Raw genomic sequence first — 19,708 nt, 5'->3', positions numbered from 1 at the left:
GGCTACTGCCATGTTGAAGTTATTGCCAATAAGAAAGCTATTTATTGTTTTAATATTTAACCAAATTCACTATAACTTTACACATTTATCTTATTTCTCATTGCCCGATAATGCATGATAATTTAACTCAATCCCTTTTCACCACAATTTTGTTAAAAATAAAATCGAAAGCTGAGAATAACAACCCAACTGTGTTGCAGTTAGCCCTAATTCTTGCTGAAGAGTGGAACCTGCCACACCAAGTTCTCTCGGTCCATATAGTTGATAGCGTCGCACACAACCATTTTACAATTATAATGAAAAGCCACCAAATACGGCAGCTTTCACTAAATACTTCAATTGTTCAATTATTTTAGCATCATAAGAGCTGTCAATTATGCAGCTCCCATGTACCGGTGGAATCCTTTTTAAATCCATTTGTCGCGGTTCTTTCCATAGAGAATTCGGAATCGTCCAGAACCATTTAAATAAAAGTTGGATTCCCACCATCGATCTTCATCTAAAATACCCAAAAGAATCAATATGTCAGTTGTTGTTTCCATTGTTCCAATGAGGCAAGCAAGTTAGGCATTCCTTCCTGACCGAAATACTCGAGAGAAACAAAGCCAGTATAATTTCGCTTTCTCAATTCTTCAAGTAAACGAAGATTGTCAACGTCCCCACTAAAAATGGGTGCTGGTTTGTTTTTATAACGCTCTTCATGATTGTAGTGATAATTTTTTAAATGTACATGGCTGACATGGGGGAAGATGGATTCCAATACCTCCTTCGGATTCAATTGATCAACGTATAAGTTAGCACCATCGAAAATCAGTTTTATCCGTGGATGGTTGATATCTTCTAAAAGCTTATGAATGGCTTCGAGGTTATCGGCAAAAGAGTCATAGTGAATTTCTATTGCTACATCCACTCCATAGAGATCTGCCATTTGCCCTAATTTATTTAATTCGGTAGCCGTTTCCGACCATTGCTCTGGTGAGGCATTCCTTGATGCAATATGGCCAGCGAATGTCCGTATTAATGGGCAGTTTAATTGATGAGCCATATCTAACAATTTTCTTGCTTGATTGATTTCGTTTTGATGTTCTTTTTGGTTCCATAGTTTCGAAAAAGTCGTATATCCACTTATGGAAGGTATTTGTAGATCATTGGTTTCAAGTAATTTGGCTAATTTGTCCAGTGGTCCGTGCTTCTCCTGAAATCGCTCTATATGCTTATTCCATAATTCAAGTCCTTTAACATCCGCTTGCAAAGGAAGCAGCCAATTTATTATTTCCTCTATGTCCCATTCTTTAAATCCTGTCGTGCATAAACTTAGTTTCAATGTAATTCCGCCTTTCTCCATTTATTTTTTCATTGTGATTTCTATCCGCTGGACTTTTCCTATAAGAAAGATATAAGCAAAAGCGCCAATTAGGGCCACTACGGATATGAAGGTTAGCGCCGCTGCATAAGAATGTGTCGCACTAATGATTAAACCGACGATTAACGGAGATAAAGCCCCGCCAATGTTAGCCACGAAATATAGTGATGAGCCCGTTAGGCCTACCATTCCTTTCGGCGCAATATCTGCTAAAAGGGCACCGGTAACTGTTGATGCCATCCCCTGTCCAAAGAATGCTATCGCCATAAAGGTGATGACTATGTTTGGTGAATCCGTATAATTCCCCCCCAGAATCAAACAAGACAATAACAACCCGACAATAATGGGAAGTTTGCGTGCCAATCCTGTTGATACACCGCGAGTCAGCATCCAATCGGAACATCGGCCGCCAATCAGGGTTCCTAATATGGCAACAATGTAAGGGATACTCGCATAAATTCCGGTTTTTAACATCGTCATTCCCTTTTCATCAATCAAATAGGATGGAAACCAAGTCATGAAGAAAAACAAAGTAGTTTGAATCGAAAATTGCCCGATGAACATTCCCCAAATTTGACGGTGTTTAAGCAGTTGCCCTATTCGTTTCCATGAGAAAGGATGCTTCTCTTCAGTCCCGATCATTCCTCCGCCTTCTTTGATATAATTTAGCTCTTCTTGAGAAATCCGCTTATGCTCCCTAGGGTTCCGATAGAATCCATACCAAACAAATCCAATAAGAATCCCAATGATTCCGGCGATATAAAAAAGGTAATTCCATCCAAATGTTATGATGATCCAAGTAAAAACTGGAGTCAGGAAGGCTAACCCAATATATTGGGTACCCGTATAAATCCCTACCGCAGTAGCACGTTCCTTTTTAGGAAACCACTCGGATACACACCATGCATTAGTAGGTATGGAGGGAGATTCAAAGGCACCCAGTCCTATGCGATATGTAATAAGTGACGATATATTTTTCGCGGTTCCTACCATGAATGTAAATACTGACCATAAAATGAGGGAAACCGTGTATACCTTCCTAGGACCGAATCTATCAAGAAAGTATCCGCTGAATAGCATGGAGAAGGTATAGCTCCAGCCAAATACGGAAAATATGATTCCCATCATAGCCGGATCAATATGTAAATCGGCTTGAATATTCGGAGCCGCAAGCGAAATGATGGCACGGTCGATGTAATTAATACAGGTGACCAAAGCAATTAGAAATAAGATGAACCATCGAACAGTTTTCTGTTTTCTTTTTTTCGATTTGTCAATTACCGGTTCCGATGTGCGATCTTCTATTATTGCCTTTAATTCTGAGCTCAATATTTTTCCCCCTTAACCTAATGCCCAAATTAGTACATCGTTCTACTAAACCTTTTTTGAAATTTTATAAATGCTACTATGTTTCCTTCCATTACTTACAACCTGAGTTTCATATTTTCAAGAGCAGCCCCTAGGAACATTGACAACAGATCCCCTTGTTGCAAAGATAAACAACCAAGGGGATTATTTTTTGAATTGTGAATCATTTCTTCAGATAGTTACAGTCTTCTCTGATTCTACCTCTTCAGTGTCCTCCTTGACTACCCTGTCAAAAGATCCATGTTTTTCTTGGACCAGAATATAACCGACCGCTGCGATGATACTTGGCAGGGCAAATGTAGCAAAAGCCACCTTCGGATCCATGCCTGTTGATAGAAGAAAGGCAATTAAAGTAGGAGCGAGAATGGAACCAATCCTGCCTATAGCTTGCGAATAGCCCATTCCCGTCGTACGGATTTCACGGGGGTAATATTCTGTGATATACGGATTGGCTAAGTTCATGGCACCAACAGTACATGCCCCCCCATAAAAATAAGTAAATATACTCCAATGGTATTAGTCGTAGCGCTCAATGCGACAAAGGTACCGGCCCCTAAAAAGAATAGTGTAACAAGTATTTTGCGATGCCCAATTTTCCCCGCATAATAACCGCCGATTAATGAGCCTCCTATTTGACCAAGGCATAAAACCAGGTTAAATGAAAGGCTTGAGGTGATACTGAATCCTGCATCCTGCATCATTTTTGGAAGCCATGTATTTAATCCATAAGCCATCATCAATGTAAAGAACACAGCCATCCATATGGAAATCGTGCTGAATGCCCGTTTATTCGTGAATAGTTTTTTAACTGGAGATCCTTTCCCCCTCTGTTCAGCATCACTAAGCCTGAAATCGTCAGTTTCTTTAAAATCCCCTTCTGGTTTGACCTTATTTAGGATTTCAACAACCTTTCCAAATTCCTTTTTTGCTAGATAGTAGGAAAGGGATTCAGGAAACTGCTTCATGAATATTGGAAGTGTAAGTAATGGCAAAATCCCAATAAAGTATAATACACGCCAATCCGTATAAGGAATGATATACATTCCCACTAACGATGCCAGGATTCCGCCGATTGAATAGCCACAATACATCGCAGCTACAATGATGGCTCGATTTTGTTTTGGGGAATATTCAGTCATTAGCGATATAACATTCGGCATCAAAGCTCCCATGCCTATTGCCGCTATGAAACGCATGACGGTAAACCATGTGAGGTTGGGTGCAATCCCTGCCCCCAAGGTAAATACGCTGAACAAAATCATACAAATGACGAGAACATTCTTCCGGCCGTGTTTATCTGCGATCGGTGCTAAAATCAAGGCGCCAATCATCATGCCGAATAAGGAATAACTGCCGACTGCCCCAGCCTGAATCGAAGTTAAGTCCCACTCTTCCATCATCCAAGGCAAACCCACACCATACATCGCTATTTCATACCCGTCGAAAGCTATGGCATAAAAACACCAAAGAAAAACAAGTAAATGAAAGCGGTTAAATTTACTGACAGCAATGATATCCGAAGCAATTACACTACGCATTTTCCGCCTCCCATCATTTTAAAAATATCCGTTACGAATTTATTTTTCCGAGTTCCAAAATAGGAACTCGGAAAGTTTTCAAAAAATCAGATAATGAAGATTGGAATTGTTCAACAAACCATCTTTTTTATTTTTATTACCCACTTAGACACTTTCGTTTAAAAGATATATTTACTAAGGAAACTACCCTTTTTTCTAGATTCTTTGCTTTCATATTCTTAGCGAAGATTAGTTTTTTACGACAGCTTTATTGAAAACAGGTTTATCTTGCAATCTTAGTTCAAAATCTAAATGAGCCGTATAATAATCATTTTTCAATCCTTTTTCTGCACCTGAATGTTTTTCTAACTTCGTAATTAAGCTTCCGCGAACACCTTGTGCAACATCATTTTCTAAATATTCATCGCCCTCGAAATATATTTGCGTTACTAATCTATCGCCATTTTCCGGTTGGAACAAGAGATGTAAATGTGCTGGACGAAATGCATGATGATCGATCCACTTTAAGAATTGTCCGGAAGGTCCATCTGTTGGAATTGAATAATTACCCGGTACAACTGTTTTTATTTCAAAATTACCATTCGCATCCGTATAAAAAACACCACGTAAATTATCATTTGGAATACCTTCAGCGAAATAGGAGTATTCACCATTTGCATCAGCCTGCCACATATCGATTTTGGTATTTGCCAACGGATTTCCATTAACATCTTTAACAGATCCTGAAAAGTAAAGGGCGTCACCTGGTTCATTTTCTCGTTGTGGCAGCATTCCGGGATTTTGAACGACTGGCGTATTTTCAATGTAATATGGTCCTAGAATAGTAGGTTCCGTTCCTTTTACGCTTTTATACATTTCCTGAAGTGCATGCGTTTCAAAGAAAACATCCATAAATAACGGAATTTCCCCAGCCCTGCCTAATTGATCCATCCAATCAACAAGAGCTTGATAGTCATTATGATCTATTTCATATTCACTAACTAATTCCTTGAATTTAACTACCAATCCATTATAAACGTCGATTACTTTTTGATTCTTCATAATACTTCCTCCAATTTTTTTAAAGTTTTTATATTTGTTGATTTTCAATGATGGTACTGATTCCTAATCCACCTGCTATACATAGTGTGACTAGCCCATATCTTTTTCCGGTTCTTTCTAACTCATGTATCAATTTGGTTGCTAAAATTGCACCAGTGGCACCAATTGGATGTCCCATGGCAATGGCACCGCCGTTAGGATTCACCTTATTCATATCAAGCTTCAATTCTTTGATAACTGCCAAAGCTTGTGCAGAAAAGGCCTCGTTCAGTTCTATTAAATCAATATCATCCAGTTTCAGCCCTGACATTTGAAGCGCTTTCAAGGTAGAGTTGACAGGTCCCAGCCCCATGAAGTTCGGAGATACGCCTGCTGCCGCTTGAGCGATCACTCTTGCTTTCGGCTTTTTACCATGCCTTTTTGCCGCTTCTTCCGACATTAGTATCAGAGCGGATGCACCATCATTTCTTCCACTGCTATTTCCAGCGGTCACCGTTCCATTTTTCTTGAAAACCGGTTTTAAATCAGCCAACTTTTCCAGACTGGTTTCTCTTGGGTGCTCATCCGCATTAAATTCCATTACTCCTTTTTTCGTTTTGATTTGATAGGGAACGATCTCTTTCGTGAATATTTCAGTAGAAATTGCCCGTCTTGCATTTTCTTGGCTCCTGAAAGCAAATTCATCTTGTTCAGTCCTTGAAATGGAATATTTTTCAGCCAGATTTTCTGCTGTCATTCCCATCGTTAACATTCCGTAATCTTCAATGGGCTGTGATCCTGGCTGGCTTTCCGTATTCGGATCCAATAACTGTCCATTCCCTGATTTCAATCCAAAACGGATATTTCTCATATAGTATGGGGCCGTGCTCATTGATTCCGCTCCGCCTGCAATGATTACATCTCCTAATCCGCTTTGTATTTGTTGACTGGCAGAATTGATTGCCTGGATGCCGGATCCGCATTGTCTGTGTACGGTATAACCTGGTACTTCCACAGGAAATCCTGCCCGGAGTGATGCAACTCTTGCCAAATTCGACGCGTCTGAACTTTGTTTGGCTTGTCCCATGATCACTTCATCAATACTCTCTTTAGGAATATCCGCTCTCTTGATCACTTCATCAAGGACAGCAGCTGCCAGGAAATCGGCAGGAACATTTTCCAATGCTCCCCCTAATTTCCCTATAGCGGTGCGAACCGAGTCTATAATAACTACATTACTCAATTTTCTACCTCCTGCTATTTTTATTTCTTTCTTCTAAACTATCCTTATATCTCTGGTGAGCTATTTTCAGGGCAACAATCACCGACTGCTGCGATGGAGCTAAAAAGTCCGTTTTAATATTCTCTATTAAAGAATCAATATCTTTACTAAAATCAAAACCAACTATCATTCGCTTAAAAAAATCCTGGGCCAAAGTCGTTAAAAACGTAAATTCTGCATTAATGATGATGTGACTTTCCTTGTGAATTTCAAGTACCATCCCAGCGTATTTAGAATTTTCATACATGCTCGTATTTTGCGGCGCCTTCGCATAGGCGGTGATTAATAATGTTGGCTGTCCCATATAAAACTACATCCTCTCAAGATTACTTGCATAAACTAGTGGGTTTTCCATAATCCCCTTTCAAGTTTATATTAATTAAAGACCTCTTGAAAAATGTTTTACTTTTTCCATATCTATCTCCATGCCAAATCCTGGACCATCCGGGATGATTATTTCATAATTCTCATATTTTATTTCGTTTAGCGTAATATTTTCTTTAAAAAGTAACGGACCAAATAATTCAGTACCGAATTCAAATTTGGGAATGGTTGAATAAAGTTGGGCACAAATGGCCGTGCCTAATGATGATTCAATCATCGTTCCTCCATACAAACCAAAACCTACACCTTCAGCAATTGCAGCCACTTTTTTCGTTTGGGTCATCCCGCCATGTTTACATATTTTCAAGGCGAACGAATTACCTGCTCTATGTTTAGCTATTTGGAATGAATCTTGTAAAGAATTCAATGACTCATCGGCCATGATCGGGACCTTAAAACGATCGGTCAATCTTGACATCCCTTCATTATCCCAAGCTGGCAGCGGCTGTTCGACCATGGAAACCCCGCCTTCCTGTAAAGCTTCAATGCAATACGTAGCCGTTGTTTCATCCCATGCCTGATTAACATCAACCGTAATGCGTGCTTGATCTCCCACGGCTTCAATAATTTTCAATACATGCTCCACATTCTTATATGGATTCCCTTTGCCAATTTTCAATTTAAAGATATTATGACGTTTTTGATGTAAGGATTCTTTCGCTTCTTCGATATCTTTATTCGTATCCCCACTTGCCAAAGTCCATGCCACCGGCAATGATTTATGAATTTGTCCACCGAATAATTCATAAGCAGGGATGTTTCTTCTTCTGGCTACCAAATCCACCATGGCTGATTCAACGACAGCCTTCGCAAAATTATTTCCTCTAACATTGAGTGAAACTTCATGCATGATTTTGTCATAATGGACGGGGTCTTTACCAATGATAAGCGGGGCGATATATGTATCAATATTCACTTTTATCGCCTCTGGCGTCCCCTCACCATATGAAGCCCCGCCTATTGTCGCCACCTCTGCCCAACCTTCCGCGCCTTCTTCATCCATGACACGGGCAAGAATGATCGTTTGTTCCACGATCGTATGCATGGCAAGCTGATGAGGACGAATTGTGGGTAAATCAATAATGTATACTTCTACTGAACGTATTTTCATTTAATCCACCTTTTTAACATTTAATAGATAAAATCCGCTTCTGTTTTTGCTCTTACTTCTTCGATCGTTATACCGGGCATCAATTCAATCAATTTCAACTGTTTGTCAATAACTTCAAAGACAGCCAACTCGGTGATGATCATGTCAACGCTTCTAGTGGAAGTAATCGGGTAGGTGCATTTCTTTAAAACTTTACTTTTACCCTCCTTACTTGTATGTGTCATGGTCACGATCACTTTTTTGGCGCCAACCAACAGGTCCATCGCTCCTCCAACACCCATGATATTCTTGCCTGGTACCGCCCAATTTGCAATTTCACCGGTTTGACCTACCTGCAAAACACCTAAGATGGCAACATCAATGTGACCTCCACGGATCATTGCAAACGATTCTGCACTATTAAAGAATGATGCCCCAATCGATTGCCCTACTGGTAACTTGCCTGCATTGACTAAATTGGGATCGATTTCATCTTCCTCTACATCAGCAACTCCCAACAATCCATTTTCCGTATGGAAAAAAATATTTTCATCATCAATGTACTTTGCAACCAAGGTCGGAATCCCGATTCCAAGGTTCACTATACAAGGACCCGTCAATTCTTTTGCCGCGCGTCTTGCTATCATATTTTGCATGAATTCTTTGTCACCCATAATCCTTCACACCTTCCTTCGTCAGGATTTTCTTTGCCTTAATGATTCCATCGACGAATAGATGCGGTGTTACAATCTCCTCTGGCGAAAGTTCTCCAGGTTCAACTATCTCATCCACTTCTGCAATTACGAGATCTGCGGCCGTTGCCATAGCCGGATTAAAGTTTCGAGCCGTTTTATAATAAACAAGATTACCAAGTGTATCTGCCTTCCACGCCCTGATTAAAGCTACATTTGCTCTTATGGCAGGTTCAAAAATATATGTAGCCCCATTTATTTCCCTTTCTTCTTTTCCTTTAGCTAAATCGGTCCCTACACCTGTTTTCGTATAGTAACCTCCTATGCCTGCACCGCCAGCACGAATGGATTCAGCTAATGTTCCCTGTGGTAATAGTTCTATCTCTATTTCGCCACGTTGGTAAAACTCCCCAATTTCACGATTGCTTGTAAAATAAGAACCGATCGCTTTTTTTATTTTCTTCTGGCTTAGGAGAGCTCCCAGACCTTTCCCTTTCTCGCCTAAATTGTTGCTGATAACCGTCAAGCCTGCTACATCCTTTTTGCCCAATCCATCTATTAACGTAAGAGGGGCCCCGATCAAGCCAAATCCACCTACCATTAATGTATGACCATTCTTCACACAAGATAAAGCTGCTTCTATATCTTGATGTACTTTCGTCATGTTTTCCCCACCAATCCCACGTTAATTATTTTCAATCAATGAATCGCTTGCCTCAAACCAAGCAGGTATTCCAGCAGTCAATAAGCAAATGAGACCCACTTCCGCTAATTGTTCTTCCGAAGCTCCATTTACCCTTGCCGCCTCCATCCATTCCCCAACCTGTTTCCCTTTTAATTCTGTAATGAATATTCCTGTCATCAGGATGTGTTTTAGCTTTTTTGTAACGATGGAATCACTTAATATATAAACTTTAAGGGAGTTTTGGTCTCCCGATTTAACCAGTTTCAAAACATTCGAGACGAATCCCGTTTCCTCATCACCTAATAACTCAATCATATACAACAGGATTTCTTCTGTTGTTTCTTTATGGCCACTTCCTTCACGATATCGAATCCCTTTAAGTTCAAGGGCATATTCCAATGACTTTATCCCAGTTTTTAATGCCTTAGTTCCGTTATATAAGTATGAAACTATTAGGTATTCCACCAGTTCCGGTAATGTTGCTCCACCATCCATTGCCCCTTTTGTATGGTAAACCATACTCCGTTCATACAACCTTGCAGCATTCATGCCGACCAGTAATATATCTTTCTCCTTCTTCGTCAAGGCTCCCTCTTGCATGATGTTACTTCGCAAGTTGGTATAGTGATCAAGTGCATTAGGGCTATAATCGTGCATTTTTTGCACCCAGCCTGGTACCACATCATAAACTTCCTTGAAATACAATAGTCCTTCGTTCATTCGTCTGCACCTCTTTAAATTAATTGAGAGTCAAGAATCGATAGTGCTCTAATAGGGGAAGCTGTTGCATTTTTTAGTTTTAAAGGAATCCCGAAGAAAAGAAAACGGGAATGCTTGGGTAATTTTTCGAGATTCACTAGATTTCCAACGATATATATATCATTCTTCAGTAATTTTTGATGAATTCCGCTTTCTGAATCCTGGTTCAAATCGGCATTGGGCAAATCCAACCCGACAATATGTATTTGCTTCTCAATTAACCATTGGGCCACACTATCATCTAATGCCTGTGCTTCAAAAAAGCCTTCTTCCCCCCAGGACTTCCCCCATGTCCTGACGAGGACGATATCGTCTTTTTCAACATATACTCCCTGCCGGCGTTCCGCCTCTTCAAGTAAATCTTTCGTAACAGGTTCATGTGTCGCTTTTAACAAGCTTACATCCAGTATGAGGGCATCCCCAAACATATTCTCTAGATTGATGTTTTCAACCGACTCCCCGTTTTCTGAGTAACGTGGAGCCACGTCGACATGTGTCCCACTATGGTCAGAAAAAGAAATCAACTTGGAACGGCAGCCTTTAGGATGTGAATCAGATTTCCCCTCATGTTCAAGAGGTTCATCTTTAATGCCTATTGCAGGTAAATCATTATCCGTAACTAGACCATCGTAAAGTTCCAATGTTAAATCAATGATTTTCAACGGTAAAACCCCCAAATTCATTAAGCGTTTACATTATCACGACAAAAATGGCTACCCTAAACATTACTATCAATAATTGACAGCAGGTGTTTAAGGTAGCCAGTTGTTCACTAGTTGTTATTAAAAAAGGTTATTTTTTAATAGCTAATGAATAGGCAATAATTAAGTTTATTATATATTCATAATATTACACTATTTTCTGTTAATTTCAATATTTTTTTAAAAAATATCTTCAAAAAAATCAAATTCTTTTTAAGAAGGACTTTATCTCTTTGTTGATCTCCGCCCTATTTTCAAACACCATTGTATAGTGGTTACAAGTTGAAACGATCGTTTCAATATAAGGTGTATATTTCTTCGTATCACCATAGGCTTCTTCATAAAATAAAGGGGGAAAATCCCCTATTTTCCCACTGGCATACACCAATAACGTTTTACAGGAAATTAGTCTACAAATCTCTTTAGGGACAAAAGAATAAAAACTATCAAAATCCCTAAGAATGCTATCTTCTGTTGATTTATTCTCCCAATGACCATCCACTTCATGTACCTCATACTCCGCTACACTTTGCAGATGATCCGTCCATTTGATACCCAAACGGCTATAGATTTCCTTAATTTCTGCAATATAGCTTTCTTGAGAGTCATATTCTTTACTTAATCGGCCTAGAGAAGGTTGTACGATGTCCCTTTGTTGTTGAGAGCAATTGGCCGCACCATCCAATAATATCAGGGCCTTTACCGAGGTTAATTTGCTGGCTACAACGCTTGATATGAAGGCTCCCATTGAATACCCGATCAAAATCGGGTTATTAATCTTTAATTCTTGAATTAACTCAATTACATCTTCTGCATGTTTGAATAGCGAAGACTGCACATCTGCCCTTGAACTATTCCCCCTCCCTCTCAAGTCAATCGAAATGACTCTATAATCGCCCTTTAACATTTCTGCATAATAATGCATTTGCTTATGATTACCCGTTAAACCATGTATGGCGATGATTGGCCCTTTCGTTCCAGGATAATCAGCAATTTGGATTCTGTGATCCCCCAATTCCTTTACATACATTTCCAATGCAACTCCTCCATTTCCATGTTTATTAACATTAACCATCCTGCTATTTAATAAAAAAAGCTATCTTAACTTCACATCAAGGTAACTTGATCGAGAAATTAAGATAGCCAGTCAGTTCATTAATTTTCATTAAAAAAGGGCTTTTTTTAATGGTTAATGAATAGGCAAGTTATAAATACATGTAATGATTCAATTTTACATGAAGTTCTAATAATTTCAATCATAATTTGATTATTTCGAATCCTTTAGTGACTTAAAGTCATTAATTGGGATTTTATTGAAGGAGGTCCTCTATGGTAGCGCTCCATCGTTCAACAACTTCTTTAGGGTTTTTCAAGTCGATTTTAATTCCAGAGGTTATTTCAGCATATTTAGCACTATCCTCCCGTGCCTCTATTATTTTGGCGTGGAATCTTTCTCTTTTGTATTGCGCATCTGGCAGTTCTTTTAATCTCTCTAATGAAAGGCGAATATATTGTGCTTTACCTTTCCAAAACAAAACAAGTGTGGCTTTATCGGTACGAATGACATTGGCTGTAGTCGAAGTATCCGGCCATAGGCCAATCCTTAATTCCTTCCTGCTTATCGCTACGATCTCACCCACGCTAACCATAGCAGTATGCGGCCATCCTTCTTCACTTACCGTCAACAGCATCATGGCTTCATGCTGCTTGTCGACAAGATCTTTACCATTTAACAAGTCGAATACCTCTACTGGCATTTCCACCCCATTCATTTTTTCACCTTTTTCCTTAATTCACTAGCAATCTGTTATATTTTGGTGTGATATTTCATTCCATCCCACCGTTTCGCACCGTGAGTATCGATTTCAAATTGATCTAACGCCCGATAAGCAAGATGGTCAATGATATCGTTAACATTCTCCGGATGATTATAGAAGGCTGGCATCGGAGGGAATATAATGGTCCCCATTTTGGAAAGCGCCGTCATATTCTCCAAATGAATCGTATTCAGAGGCGTTTCTCTTGTCATTAGTAATAGTTTTTTTCTTTCCTTCAACATGACATCAGCAGATCGCGTTAATAAATTATCCGCTAGTCCCATGCGAATGGAAGCTAGCGTTTTCATACTGCAAGGTGCTACGATCATGCCATCAACCCGGTAAGATCCACTTGATATTCTGGCTGCTTGATCTTTGTAAGAATAGGAATGATCAGCTAATCCCTCCACCTCTTTAACAGAATATGATGTTTCATGTTGAATGGTGGCATGTGCCCACGGAGACATGATTAAATGGGTCTCCACTTCACTGCTTTTAAGCATCTGAAGAATCCTAATTCCGAAAATGGCTCCAGTCGCTCCTGTTATTCCAACAATGATTTTCATTCATTCCCCTCCTTACATTAGTCATTGAATCGAAGTTTTATAGAAACTTATGCATTGGAAAATCCAGGCACAAACCGACTTGGATCCACCTCTTTAAATTCGGATCTTTTAAATTCATCTTTTAAATGAAATGGTACTGTGCAGTCAAAAATGGTTTTACAGGAAACCCCCTTTTCCTGAATAGTAGGGCTGTATGCGGGATCTTGTGTAGGATCTAATGGGTGACAGCGCACTCCAGGAATGAAAACCGTATCAACATCACCTTGGTAACGAGTATTTAACGCCCATAAAACATCATTGCTATCGAAGGGATCCACATCTTCATCCACGATAAATACATGCTTCAGTTCAGAAAAGGCGGAGAACGCCAATAGTGCAGCTTGTCTTTGGCGCCCTTCATCACTTGGCTGACTTTTCTTGAATTGAAGAACAGCCATGTATTTACCTCCTCCTGAAGTATGAGCATAAACATTCAATAATTTTCCTGGCATGGACTTTTCCACCATTTGCAGAATGCTTGCTTCAGTTGGAATGCCAGCCATATTCACATGCTCCTCACTCGGACCAATAACTGTTTGCATGATTGGGTTGACTCGGTGCGTTACGGCTTTCACTTTGATTAGTGGCAGATCCGCAACAGCTGAACCTGTATAACCAGGGAATTCCGGCATTGCTTTTCCAGTATTGGTGTTTTGATCTTCCCGAACACGCACTCCGGGAACCAATTCCCCTTCTATTACATATTCAGCATTCGCGATAGCCTTTTCATCTATCGTCAAGCATTGGACCAATTCTACCGCTTCTTTCCTAATTGCCCCTGCAACACTCAACTCATCAAAACCAAGGGGAGTCGTTGGCGCTTCAAAACAAGCAGCGACTTCAATTGCAGGGTCAACACCAATACTAATGGAAATGGGTAACGGTTTTCCTGCTTTTTCAGCCTTTTCACGAAAAACTTCCAAATGACGTCCTGGAACAAAATACATGGTCATCTCATCTTTACTTTGTAAACATAAACGATGTATCGTAATATCAGATTCACCCGTTTCTGAATCGGAGGCATAGCACATGCCTATCGTGATATACGGGCCTGCATCTTCCTCTGTATTCGTAGGCGCAGGTATTAATTTTCTGATATCGAAATCCGGATCTTCTGCATAGTGAACCACTTCTTGAGCTTTCGCTTTATCATTTGAAATGGTGATTGGATCAATTGGATTTTTTACAGCTTCATTTAAAAGGAATCCCAGTCGCTCCGGTTTTGTATCCAGCATGAGGCCGACTCTTTCCCGGCTGGCTAAAAGTCCGATCACCACGCTTGAATCTTCATGTCCCAATACATGATTGAAAACCATTGCAGGTCCGATTTTTGTTGGACGCATGACTGTTCCGCCAGCACCGACATGACGATAAACCCCAGATAATTCAGCATGAGGATTGACTGGTTCATCCGTTTCAATCAATTGTCCTGGAATGGATTTCAGGAGTTCCAACGCAGAACGTAAATCTGTCACTCTGTTCATTTTTTCAGACATAAAAAATCCCCCTATCACTTCATGATCTGTATCCTATGTATCATCCTAATTCAAATAACCTATATAGTATCGGTTACAAATGATATTCTAAAGTGTATTTCTACTATACAGTCAATGGATATTTGAAAATTCAAGTAATTTTCTCTACAGGGATTTGCAGCTGACAAAAATCAACACTATTATCATTCTCGTAAAAGGTCGTATCCAATAAGCACGCGTCTACGACGTCCCCTACAATTCTATACTGATTTTCACTGACCCATTGAACCAATTCATTTAAAAACTCTATGTTATATGGCATTCCATATTTATACACACATGCATATTGACCAGCAGGCAACGTCATCATATTATCCATATCAGGATCTATAAAAGGTAATGCTGTATATATTCCCGCACCCTCGAAAACATCATCCGTTCCAAGCCTATCCTTTAAAATGACCGTGCCAAATCCCTCTGACGGAAGCATTTCATGTTTACTTAATACATTCCAAGCTTTCATCAGCGTTAAATGTAATTCTTCTCGGCACAATTCATTTTCAAATGGTATAAATAAGACATGCCTTTCAGGAAATTCTTCGATAATAGGTTTATCCAATTCACTTTTAATATTTTTGGCTTCTGAATATTTCATTAATCTCTGTTGAATGAATGTACGTATATTCATCAAGGCATTTATTTCTTTATCAATGAATTCTTGATGAAATTCCAAAAGTGACATGGCAGTCGTTAAATTCCGATTTCCTATATGGTCCTTAATATCATTCAGTTTGATGCCAATCGACTTCAAAAAGCAAATTTCCCTTAGAAACGGAATCTGAACTGCACTATAATATCTATAACCATGTTCATCTATATGTACGGGTTTAAATAAACCGATCTTATCGTAATAAATGAGTGTTTGCCTTGAGATACTGTGAATGGAAGCCATTTCACTGATTGATAAGTAATTGCCCATATGAGTTCCCCCTCCGCAAAGCTTTTTTTATAAAGTTCCTCTAATTCTTACAGTTACTTTTACAGCCCTGACTAATTTTATTTATCTTTTGATTTCCCTTCTTACGGCAGCAACAGCCGGTTGGAGAGGATCCTCCACTAACTTTACCATTTTCCCATTTAAAATGAATGGAATTTCAACTGCCCTTTCTATCGAAATGGAGCATATCAACATCTTCATTAATAGCCAATATGTAAGTGACTGCAATGGATACAGAAGGAAAATACCAAAAGGTTTATTTTCTTACCAGCAATGTGTAGTGAACAGCTAATCACCTATACAAATGATTAAAAAGAACTTCATCAATCTATCCACTGAAAAAAAGAGCACCTCTTGGGCGCTCTTTTTCCATAAATATTTTCCCATGATTCATAAACATATCTTGTTGCTTTTCGTTCAACATTATATTGTATATCCTCAATTTAAGCATTATTAACCGCTGTTATGAGTTTAATATAATCAGCAGTAAATCCAACCTTTAAAACTATTACTCGTCTCTTTCATGACCTGGAACCACAATCACCTCTACCACATGTTCATTTAAGAGTTCCTGCATGTTTTTTGGTACTTCTTTGTCTGTAATCACTATATCAACGGAGGTTAAGTCACATACCTTTTGAAAAAAAGTTTTATTGAACTTCGTTGAATCTGCAATCACAATGACCTGGTCAGAACGCTTAATCATTTCGTTAACGAGGAGACCTTCTTCCTCGATGGATGTAGACAGTCCTTCAGCAGATATTCCGCAAGTGCCAATGATGCATTTATTCACCTTATAATCTTGTATATCCCTTATGGCTCTTGAACCATAAATGGCTTGGTGTCTAGTGCTTAATGTTCCGCCTAATAAATTAACTTTTATATCTTCCCTCTGGCTTAATACACTGGCAATGTTAATCGAATTAGTCACGACAGTGTTGTTCCGGCTAGTTAAATATTTAGCTAAAAATTGAACTGTTGTAGAGGCATCCAAAATAAGATGATCCCCGTTGTTTATCAAAGAAGCTGCAAATTTTCCGATCATGCCTTTAGCTTCCGATGCCATGTTCATGCGCTCACCATAATTATGGACTTCATTGGAAAGCAGAGCCTTTTTCGCCCCACCCCGTATTCGAATGATCTTCCTCATCTCTTCTAAATTGATTAAGTCTCTTCTGGCCGTATCTTTAGATACATTATTTATTTTACAAATTGTTTCAATATCAATCCGTTCGTGTTCGTTTAAATATTGTACAATGGCGTCTAGTCGTTCATCCTGTAGCATGATCTCACCTCGTACATTTAATTATAAGTTAATCCAAATTTAATCACAAAGAAACATGAATTATTTTAAGGATAATTAAGCTTTTGAGGGTAGATTATTAGTTAATACTGAAGACATTATCAATATATTTTTAACAGAATTCCATATCGGAGATATTAACCATGGATTAAACATGACGGTTTGCCCATCAAATTATAGATCCCGACCATTGGAAGGATATTTTCCGGGCATGAAAAAAATCAACCTTAAAATGGAGATGCTACTGTCTTGGTGCAAGTCCCTTTTTAGACAGATTCATCCATCTCTTTTTTACTTTCTTTTTCCCTTTGATGTCGATTATATACGAATTTAGATAAGCTGACACTGCTTTCATATAAGAGTAATAAAGGTATTGTAACTAGGATATCTGATAGAAAGTCTGGTGGAGTAACCAAAATTGAAATAACTATTAAAATAAAGTAAGAATATTTCCTGATTTTTTGCAAACGGTATGGATTTATAATTCCTAAACTTGTTAGAAACATGATAACAACGGGCATTTCAAACAGAAATCCAAAAGGCACTGTCATGTGAAGCATAAACCGGAAATATTTCTCAGTTGTAAAGAAAGTAGTAAACATGCCGTTTGATAGAGACATTAAAAAATTTAGGACAATAGGAAATAAAATAAAGTAACCAAAACTGATTCCTAATATGAATAGAATAAATAGAGCTGGAATATAAGCGCTAGTAACCTTGCGTTCTTTTGCTGTTAACGCTGGACGTACAAAGAGCCAAGTTTGGTGAGCAGCAACCGGTATAGTAGCCGCGATGGCAACGACGGTGGCAATCATTAAATAAACGAGTATGATATCACTCGGTCCTAACAGGGCTAGCTTAAACGGCAAGTCTTTAACTATTACATTATAAATATCTTGAACATATATAAATGTCAGTACGAGGAACAGCGTGAAAACGACTAAAGTGATAATAATACGTTTACGTAACTCCTCAAGGTGCTGAATCATGCTCGTTTTTTTTTGATTTTCCAACTTCATCACTCCAGGAAAAAAAGATGTAAGACAGATCCTACATCCCCTCTTCATTTATTTGATTAGCTTTCTTTCTTATTGGTCACATCTGCATTAGTGTCATCTGCTACAAGGTCTCTGGTAGACTTTTTAAATTCTCTTAATGTTGAGCCAAACGCCCTTCCGATTTCCGGTAACTTTGAAGGGCCGAAAATAATAAGGGCAATCACTAAAATTAGCATCAATCCTGGTATTCCAATATTTTGTAGCATAACTTCCCCCATCGGTATTCATATTTTGTAATTCCTTTAAAACGTTAAACGTTAATGTGCTCATCGAACCTATCCCCAATTCTTTTTTTACCAAGGTTCATTAACATTGTCATACCCTTTTAATTGGTATGAAGCTTTGGCTTCACGCTATCCAGAGAACCCGAAGAGAGAGTTCCCTTATGCAATACGGCAGAACGCTTAGGCAGTCGGGCTACGGCTTCGGCCGAGCAGCTTGCTGGAATGAGTACAGCGGTCGCGGCATCGCCTACCTTTGGCCATATTTGCTTGCCAGCCTCGTCTAACGGTGTAATACCACCGGTAGCAAGGGAAAGTGAGCGAGACAGGTTGTATTCGTTTGACCATCCGTACAAATCTGAGGCGAGATGTGCCTTTTGCAGCGTATCTCCAATCCCGAATGGTGACCAGTGATCCGTAATACTATCATTACCTAGCATGACGTTCACCTTATGCTTCTGAAGGAGCGGAATCGGCATTACTTCTTTGCCGATTGGAACGGTTGAGGCAATGGAAATACCCAGCGATGCAAGGCGCTTTGCCATTTCTACGTCGGCGCCATCCCCTAACGAAGCGAGCGAAAACGCATGACTGATCGTCACTTTTCCCTGCAGACCCGCTTCCTCAGTCAGATCAGCCAATCGACGTATTGCCTTCAAACCCGTTTCGCCACCTTCATGAAGGTGAATATCAATACCTGCTTTGTAGTCAACCGCGATCTGTACCATCGTTTGCAACGATTTTTCCATATCCCCGTCAACTAAGGTTGGATCAAGTCCGCCAACATGTGTAACTCCGAGCTTCATGGCTTCGCGTATCAATCCCTGAGAATTTGAACGAAGTAGGCCATGTTGAGGAAATCCAACGATTTCATGTGATATTTTATCTGAATAGTTCGCTAAGGCCTGATTTAGCTTTTCAAGATTTTTCAAGCCAACGACTGGATCGATGTTGCAATGGCTTCTGACATAAGTTGAGCCATAGCCAAGAATTAGTTCAATCAATTTCTCCGCACGCTCCTGAGCTGTTGGAAGAAGCTCCAGCAGCAGTGTCTGCTCCAAGGTAATCATGTCAAAAATGCCATTTTTCCTCGTCGCAGCCGCTCTCCAAGGACCGCCATAAAAGGTTTTATCCAAATGAATATGCATATCTCTAAAAGAAGGAAGTAGCAGCATGCCTTTCGCGTCGTAGCAATCGACACCTTTTCCATAAGGGGACTTGATATCTAGTATTCTGGTAATGATGCCTTTTACAATATGGAGGTTCCTCAATACGGTTTCGGTTGCGACGACCTGGCCATTTTTATACTTGTATCCACTTTCCAATCTAACATTCATCAACATGTAGGAA

23 protein-coding genes are annotated in these 19,708 nt (G+C 39.4%); all 23 read right to left on the bottom strand.

What is annotated here, in order from left to right:
* Positions 1-291 precede the first annotated feature (291 nt).
* The 23 genes from J7I90_RS00250 to J7I90_RS00145 all read right to left on the bottom strand — a co-directional run bounded on the left by J7I90_RS00250 (position 292) and on the right by J7I90_RS00145 (position 19,701).
* Positions 292-489: a hypothetical protein gene (locus tag J7I90_RS00250; protein ID WP_214767538.1), complete on the bottom strand. Its 198-nt coding sequence runs from the start codon at positions 487-489 to the stop codon at positions 292-294.
* Between the two features lie 28 nt (positions 490-517).
* Positions 518-1,324 (bottom strand): sugar phosphate isomerase/epimerase family protein, encoded by an 807-nt coding sequence (locus J7I90_RS00245; protein ID WP_214767535.1) that lies wholly within the window; start codon positions 1,322-1,324, stop codon positions 518-520.
* Between the two features lie 21 nt (positions 1,325-1,345).
* Positions 1,346-2,692, bottom strand: a complete 1,347-nt coding sequence (locus J7I90_RS00240) for an MFS transporter (protein WP_214767532.1) — start codon at positions 2,690-2,692, stop codon at positions 1,346-1,348.
* Positions 2,693-2,902: 210 nt separating this feature from the next.
* The gene (locus J7I90_RS27125; RefSeq protein WP_251025025.1) at positions 2,903-3,193 is read right to left on the bottom strand and encodes an MFS transporter; all 291 of its coding nucleotides are present in this window, start codon (positions 3,191-3,193) and stop codon (positions 2,903-2,905) included.
* A complete protein-coding gene (locus tag J7I90_RS00235; RefSeq protein WP_251025024.1) occupies positions 3,190-4,269 on the bottom strand; it encodes an MFS transporter in 1,080 nt (359 codons plus the stop codon). The genes J7I90_RS27125 and J7I90_RS00235 overlap by 4 nt, the downstream gene beginning before the upstream one ends.
* Positions 4,270-4,497: 228 nt before the next feature.
* Positions 4,498-5,310, bottom strand: coding sequence for a dioxygenase family protein (locus tag J7I90_RS00230; RefSeq protein ID WP_048687696.1), 813 nt, complete (start codon positions 5,308-5,310; stop codon positions 4,498-4,500).
* A 28-nt stretch (positions 5,311-5,338) separates the two neighbouring features.
* Entirely contained in the window at positions 5,339-6,532 is a 1,194-nt protein-coding gene (locus tag J7I90_RS00225; protein WP_214767529.1) for a thiolase family protein, read from the bottom strand.
* A 4-nt stretch (positions 6,533-6,536) separates the two neighbouring features.
* Positions 6,537-6,875, bottom strand: a complete 339-nt coding sequence (locus J7I90_RS00220; protein ID WP_214767526.1) for a DUF3870 domain-containing protein — start codon at positions 6,873-6,875, stop codon at positions 6,537-6,539.
* 75 nt (positions 6,876-6,950) lie between these two features.
* Positions 6,951-8,066, bottom strand: a complete 1,116-nt coding sequence (locus J7I90_RS00215; RefSeq protein WP_057277159.1) for a muconate cycloisomerase family protein — start codon at positions 8,064-8,066, stop codon at positions 6,951-6,953.
* Between the two features lie 20 nt (positions 8,067-8,086).
* Positions 8,087-8,719, bottom strand: coding sequence for a 3-oxoacid CoA-transferase subunit B (locus tag J7I90_RS00210; protein WP_214767510.1), 633 nt, complete (start codon positions 8,717-8,719; stop codon positions 8,087-8,089).
* Positions 8,712-9,401 carry a CoA transferase subunit A gene (locus J7I90_RS00205; RefSeq protein ID WP_214767507.1) on the bottom strand — a complete coding sequence of 230 codons (690 nt, stop codon included), beginning with the start codon at positions 9,399-9,401 and terminating at the stop codon, positions 8,712-8,714. Before J7I90_RS00205 ends, J7I90_RS00210 begins: the two co-directional genes overlap by 8 nt.
* A 21-nt stretch (positions 9,402-9,422) precedes the next feature.
* Complete coding sequence (locus tag J7I90_RS00200) at positions 9,423-10,142, bottom strand: carboxymuconolactone decarboxylase family protein (protein WP_214767504.1); 720 nt, start codon at positions 10,140-10,142, stop codon at positions 9,423-9,425.
* Between the two features lie 14 nt (positions 10,143-10,156).
* On the bottom strand, positions 10,157-10,843 hold the full coding sequence (locus J7I90_RS00195) for a cyclase family protein (RefSeq protein ID WP_214767501.1): 687 nt from the start codon (positions 10,841-10,843) through the stop codon (positions 10,157-10,159).
* A gap of 241 nt (positions 10,844-11,084) precedes the next feature.
* Positions 11,085-11,957 (bottom strand): alpha/beta hydrolase, encoded by an 873-nt coding sequence (locus J7I90_RS00190; protein ID WP_251025023.1) that lies wholly within the window; start codon positions 11,955-11,957, stop codon positions 11,085-11,087.
* A gap of 235 nt (positions 11,958-12,192) precedes the next feature.
* On the bottom strand, positions 12,193-12,654 hold the full coding sequence (locus tag J7I90_RS00185) for a pyridoxamine 5'-phosphate oxidase family protein (RefSeq protein WP_214767496.1): 462 nt from the start codon (positions 12,652-12,654) through the stop codon (positions 12,193-12,195).
* Positions 12,655-12,689: 35 nt separating this feature from the next.
* Entirely contained in the window at positions 12,690-13,265 is a 576-nt protein-coding gene (locus J7I90_RS00180) for a non-oxidative hydroxyarylic acid decarboxylases subunit B (protein WP_214767493.1), read from the bottom strand.
* Positions 13,266-13,312: 47 nt separating this feature from the next.
* Complete coding sequence (locus tag J7I90_RS00175; RefSeq protein WP_214767491.1) at positions 13,313-14,800, bottom strand: UbiD family decarboxylase; 1,488 nt, start codon at positions 14,798-14,800, stop codon at positions 13,313-13,315.
* Positions 14,801-14,930: 130 nt separating this feature from the next.
* Positions 14,931-15,758, bottom strand: coding sequence for a MerR family transcriptional regulator (locus J7I90_RS00170; RefSeq protein ID WP_214767488.1), 828 nt, complete (start codon positions 15,756-15,758; stop codon positions 14,931-14,933).
* An 81-nt stretch (positions 15,759-15,839) separates the two neighbouring features.
* Positions 15,840-15,977 (bottom strand): hypothetical protein, encoded by a 138-nt coding sequence (locus J7I90_RS00165; protein WP_214767486.1) that lies wholly within the window; start codon positions 15,975-15,977, stop codon positions 15,840-15,842.
* Between the two features lie 307 nt (positions 15,978-16,284).
* The gene (locus J7I90_RS00160) at positions 16,285-17,061 is read right to left on the bottom strand and encodes a DeoR/GlpR family DNA-binding transcription regulator (RefSeq protein WP_214767483.1); all 777 of its coding nucleotides are present in this window, start codon (positions 17,059-17,061) and stop codon (positions 16,285-16,287) included.
* 284 nt (positions 17,062-17,345) lie between these two features.
* Positions 17,346-18,068 carry a twin-arginine translocase subunit TatC gene (tatC, locus tag J7I90_RS00155; RefSeq protein ID WP_251025062.1) on the bottom strand — a complete coding sequence of 241 codons (723 nt, stop codon included), beginning with the start codon at positions 18,066-18,068 and terminating at the stop codon, positions 17,346-17,348.
* A gap of 86 nt (positions 18,069-18,154) precedes the next feature.
* On the bottom strand, positions 18,155-18,343 hold the full coding sequence (locus J7I90_RS00150) for a twin-arginine translocase TatA/TatE family subunit (RefSeq protein WP_063236065.1): 189 nt from the start codon (positions 18,341-18,343) through the stop codon (positions 18,155-18,157).
* 119 nt (positions 18,344-18,462) lie between these two features.
* Positions 18,463-19,701 (bottom strand): amidohydrolase, encoded by a 1,239-nt coding sequence (locus J7I90_RS00145; RefSeq protein ID WP_251025061.1) that lies wholly within the window; start codon positions 19,699-19,701, stop codon positions 18,463-18,465.
* Between the last annotated feature and the right edge of the window lie 7 nt (positions 19,702-19,708).

Origin of the sequence: Bacillus sp. ISL-57, assembly GCF_018613135.1 — a bacterium.
Classification (GTDB): Bacteria; Bacillota; Bacilli; order Bacillales; family DSM-1321; genus Peribacillus; species Peribacillus frigoritolerans.
This window is presented reverse-complemented; position numbering and strand designations above follow the sequence as displayed.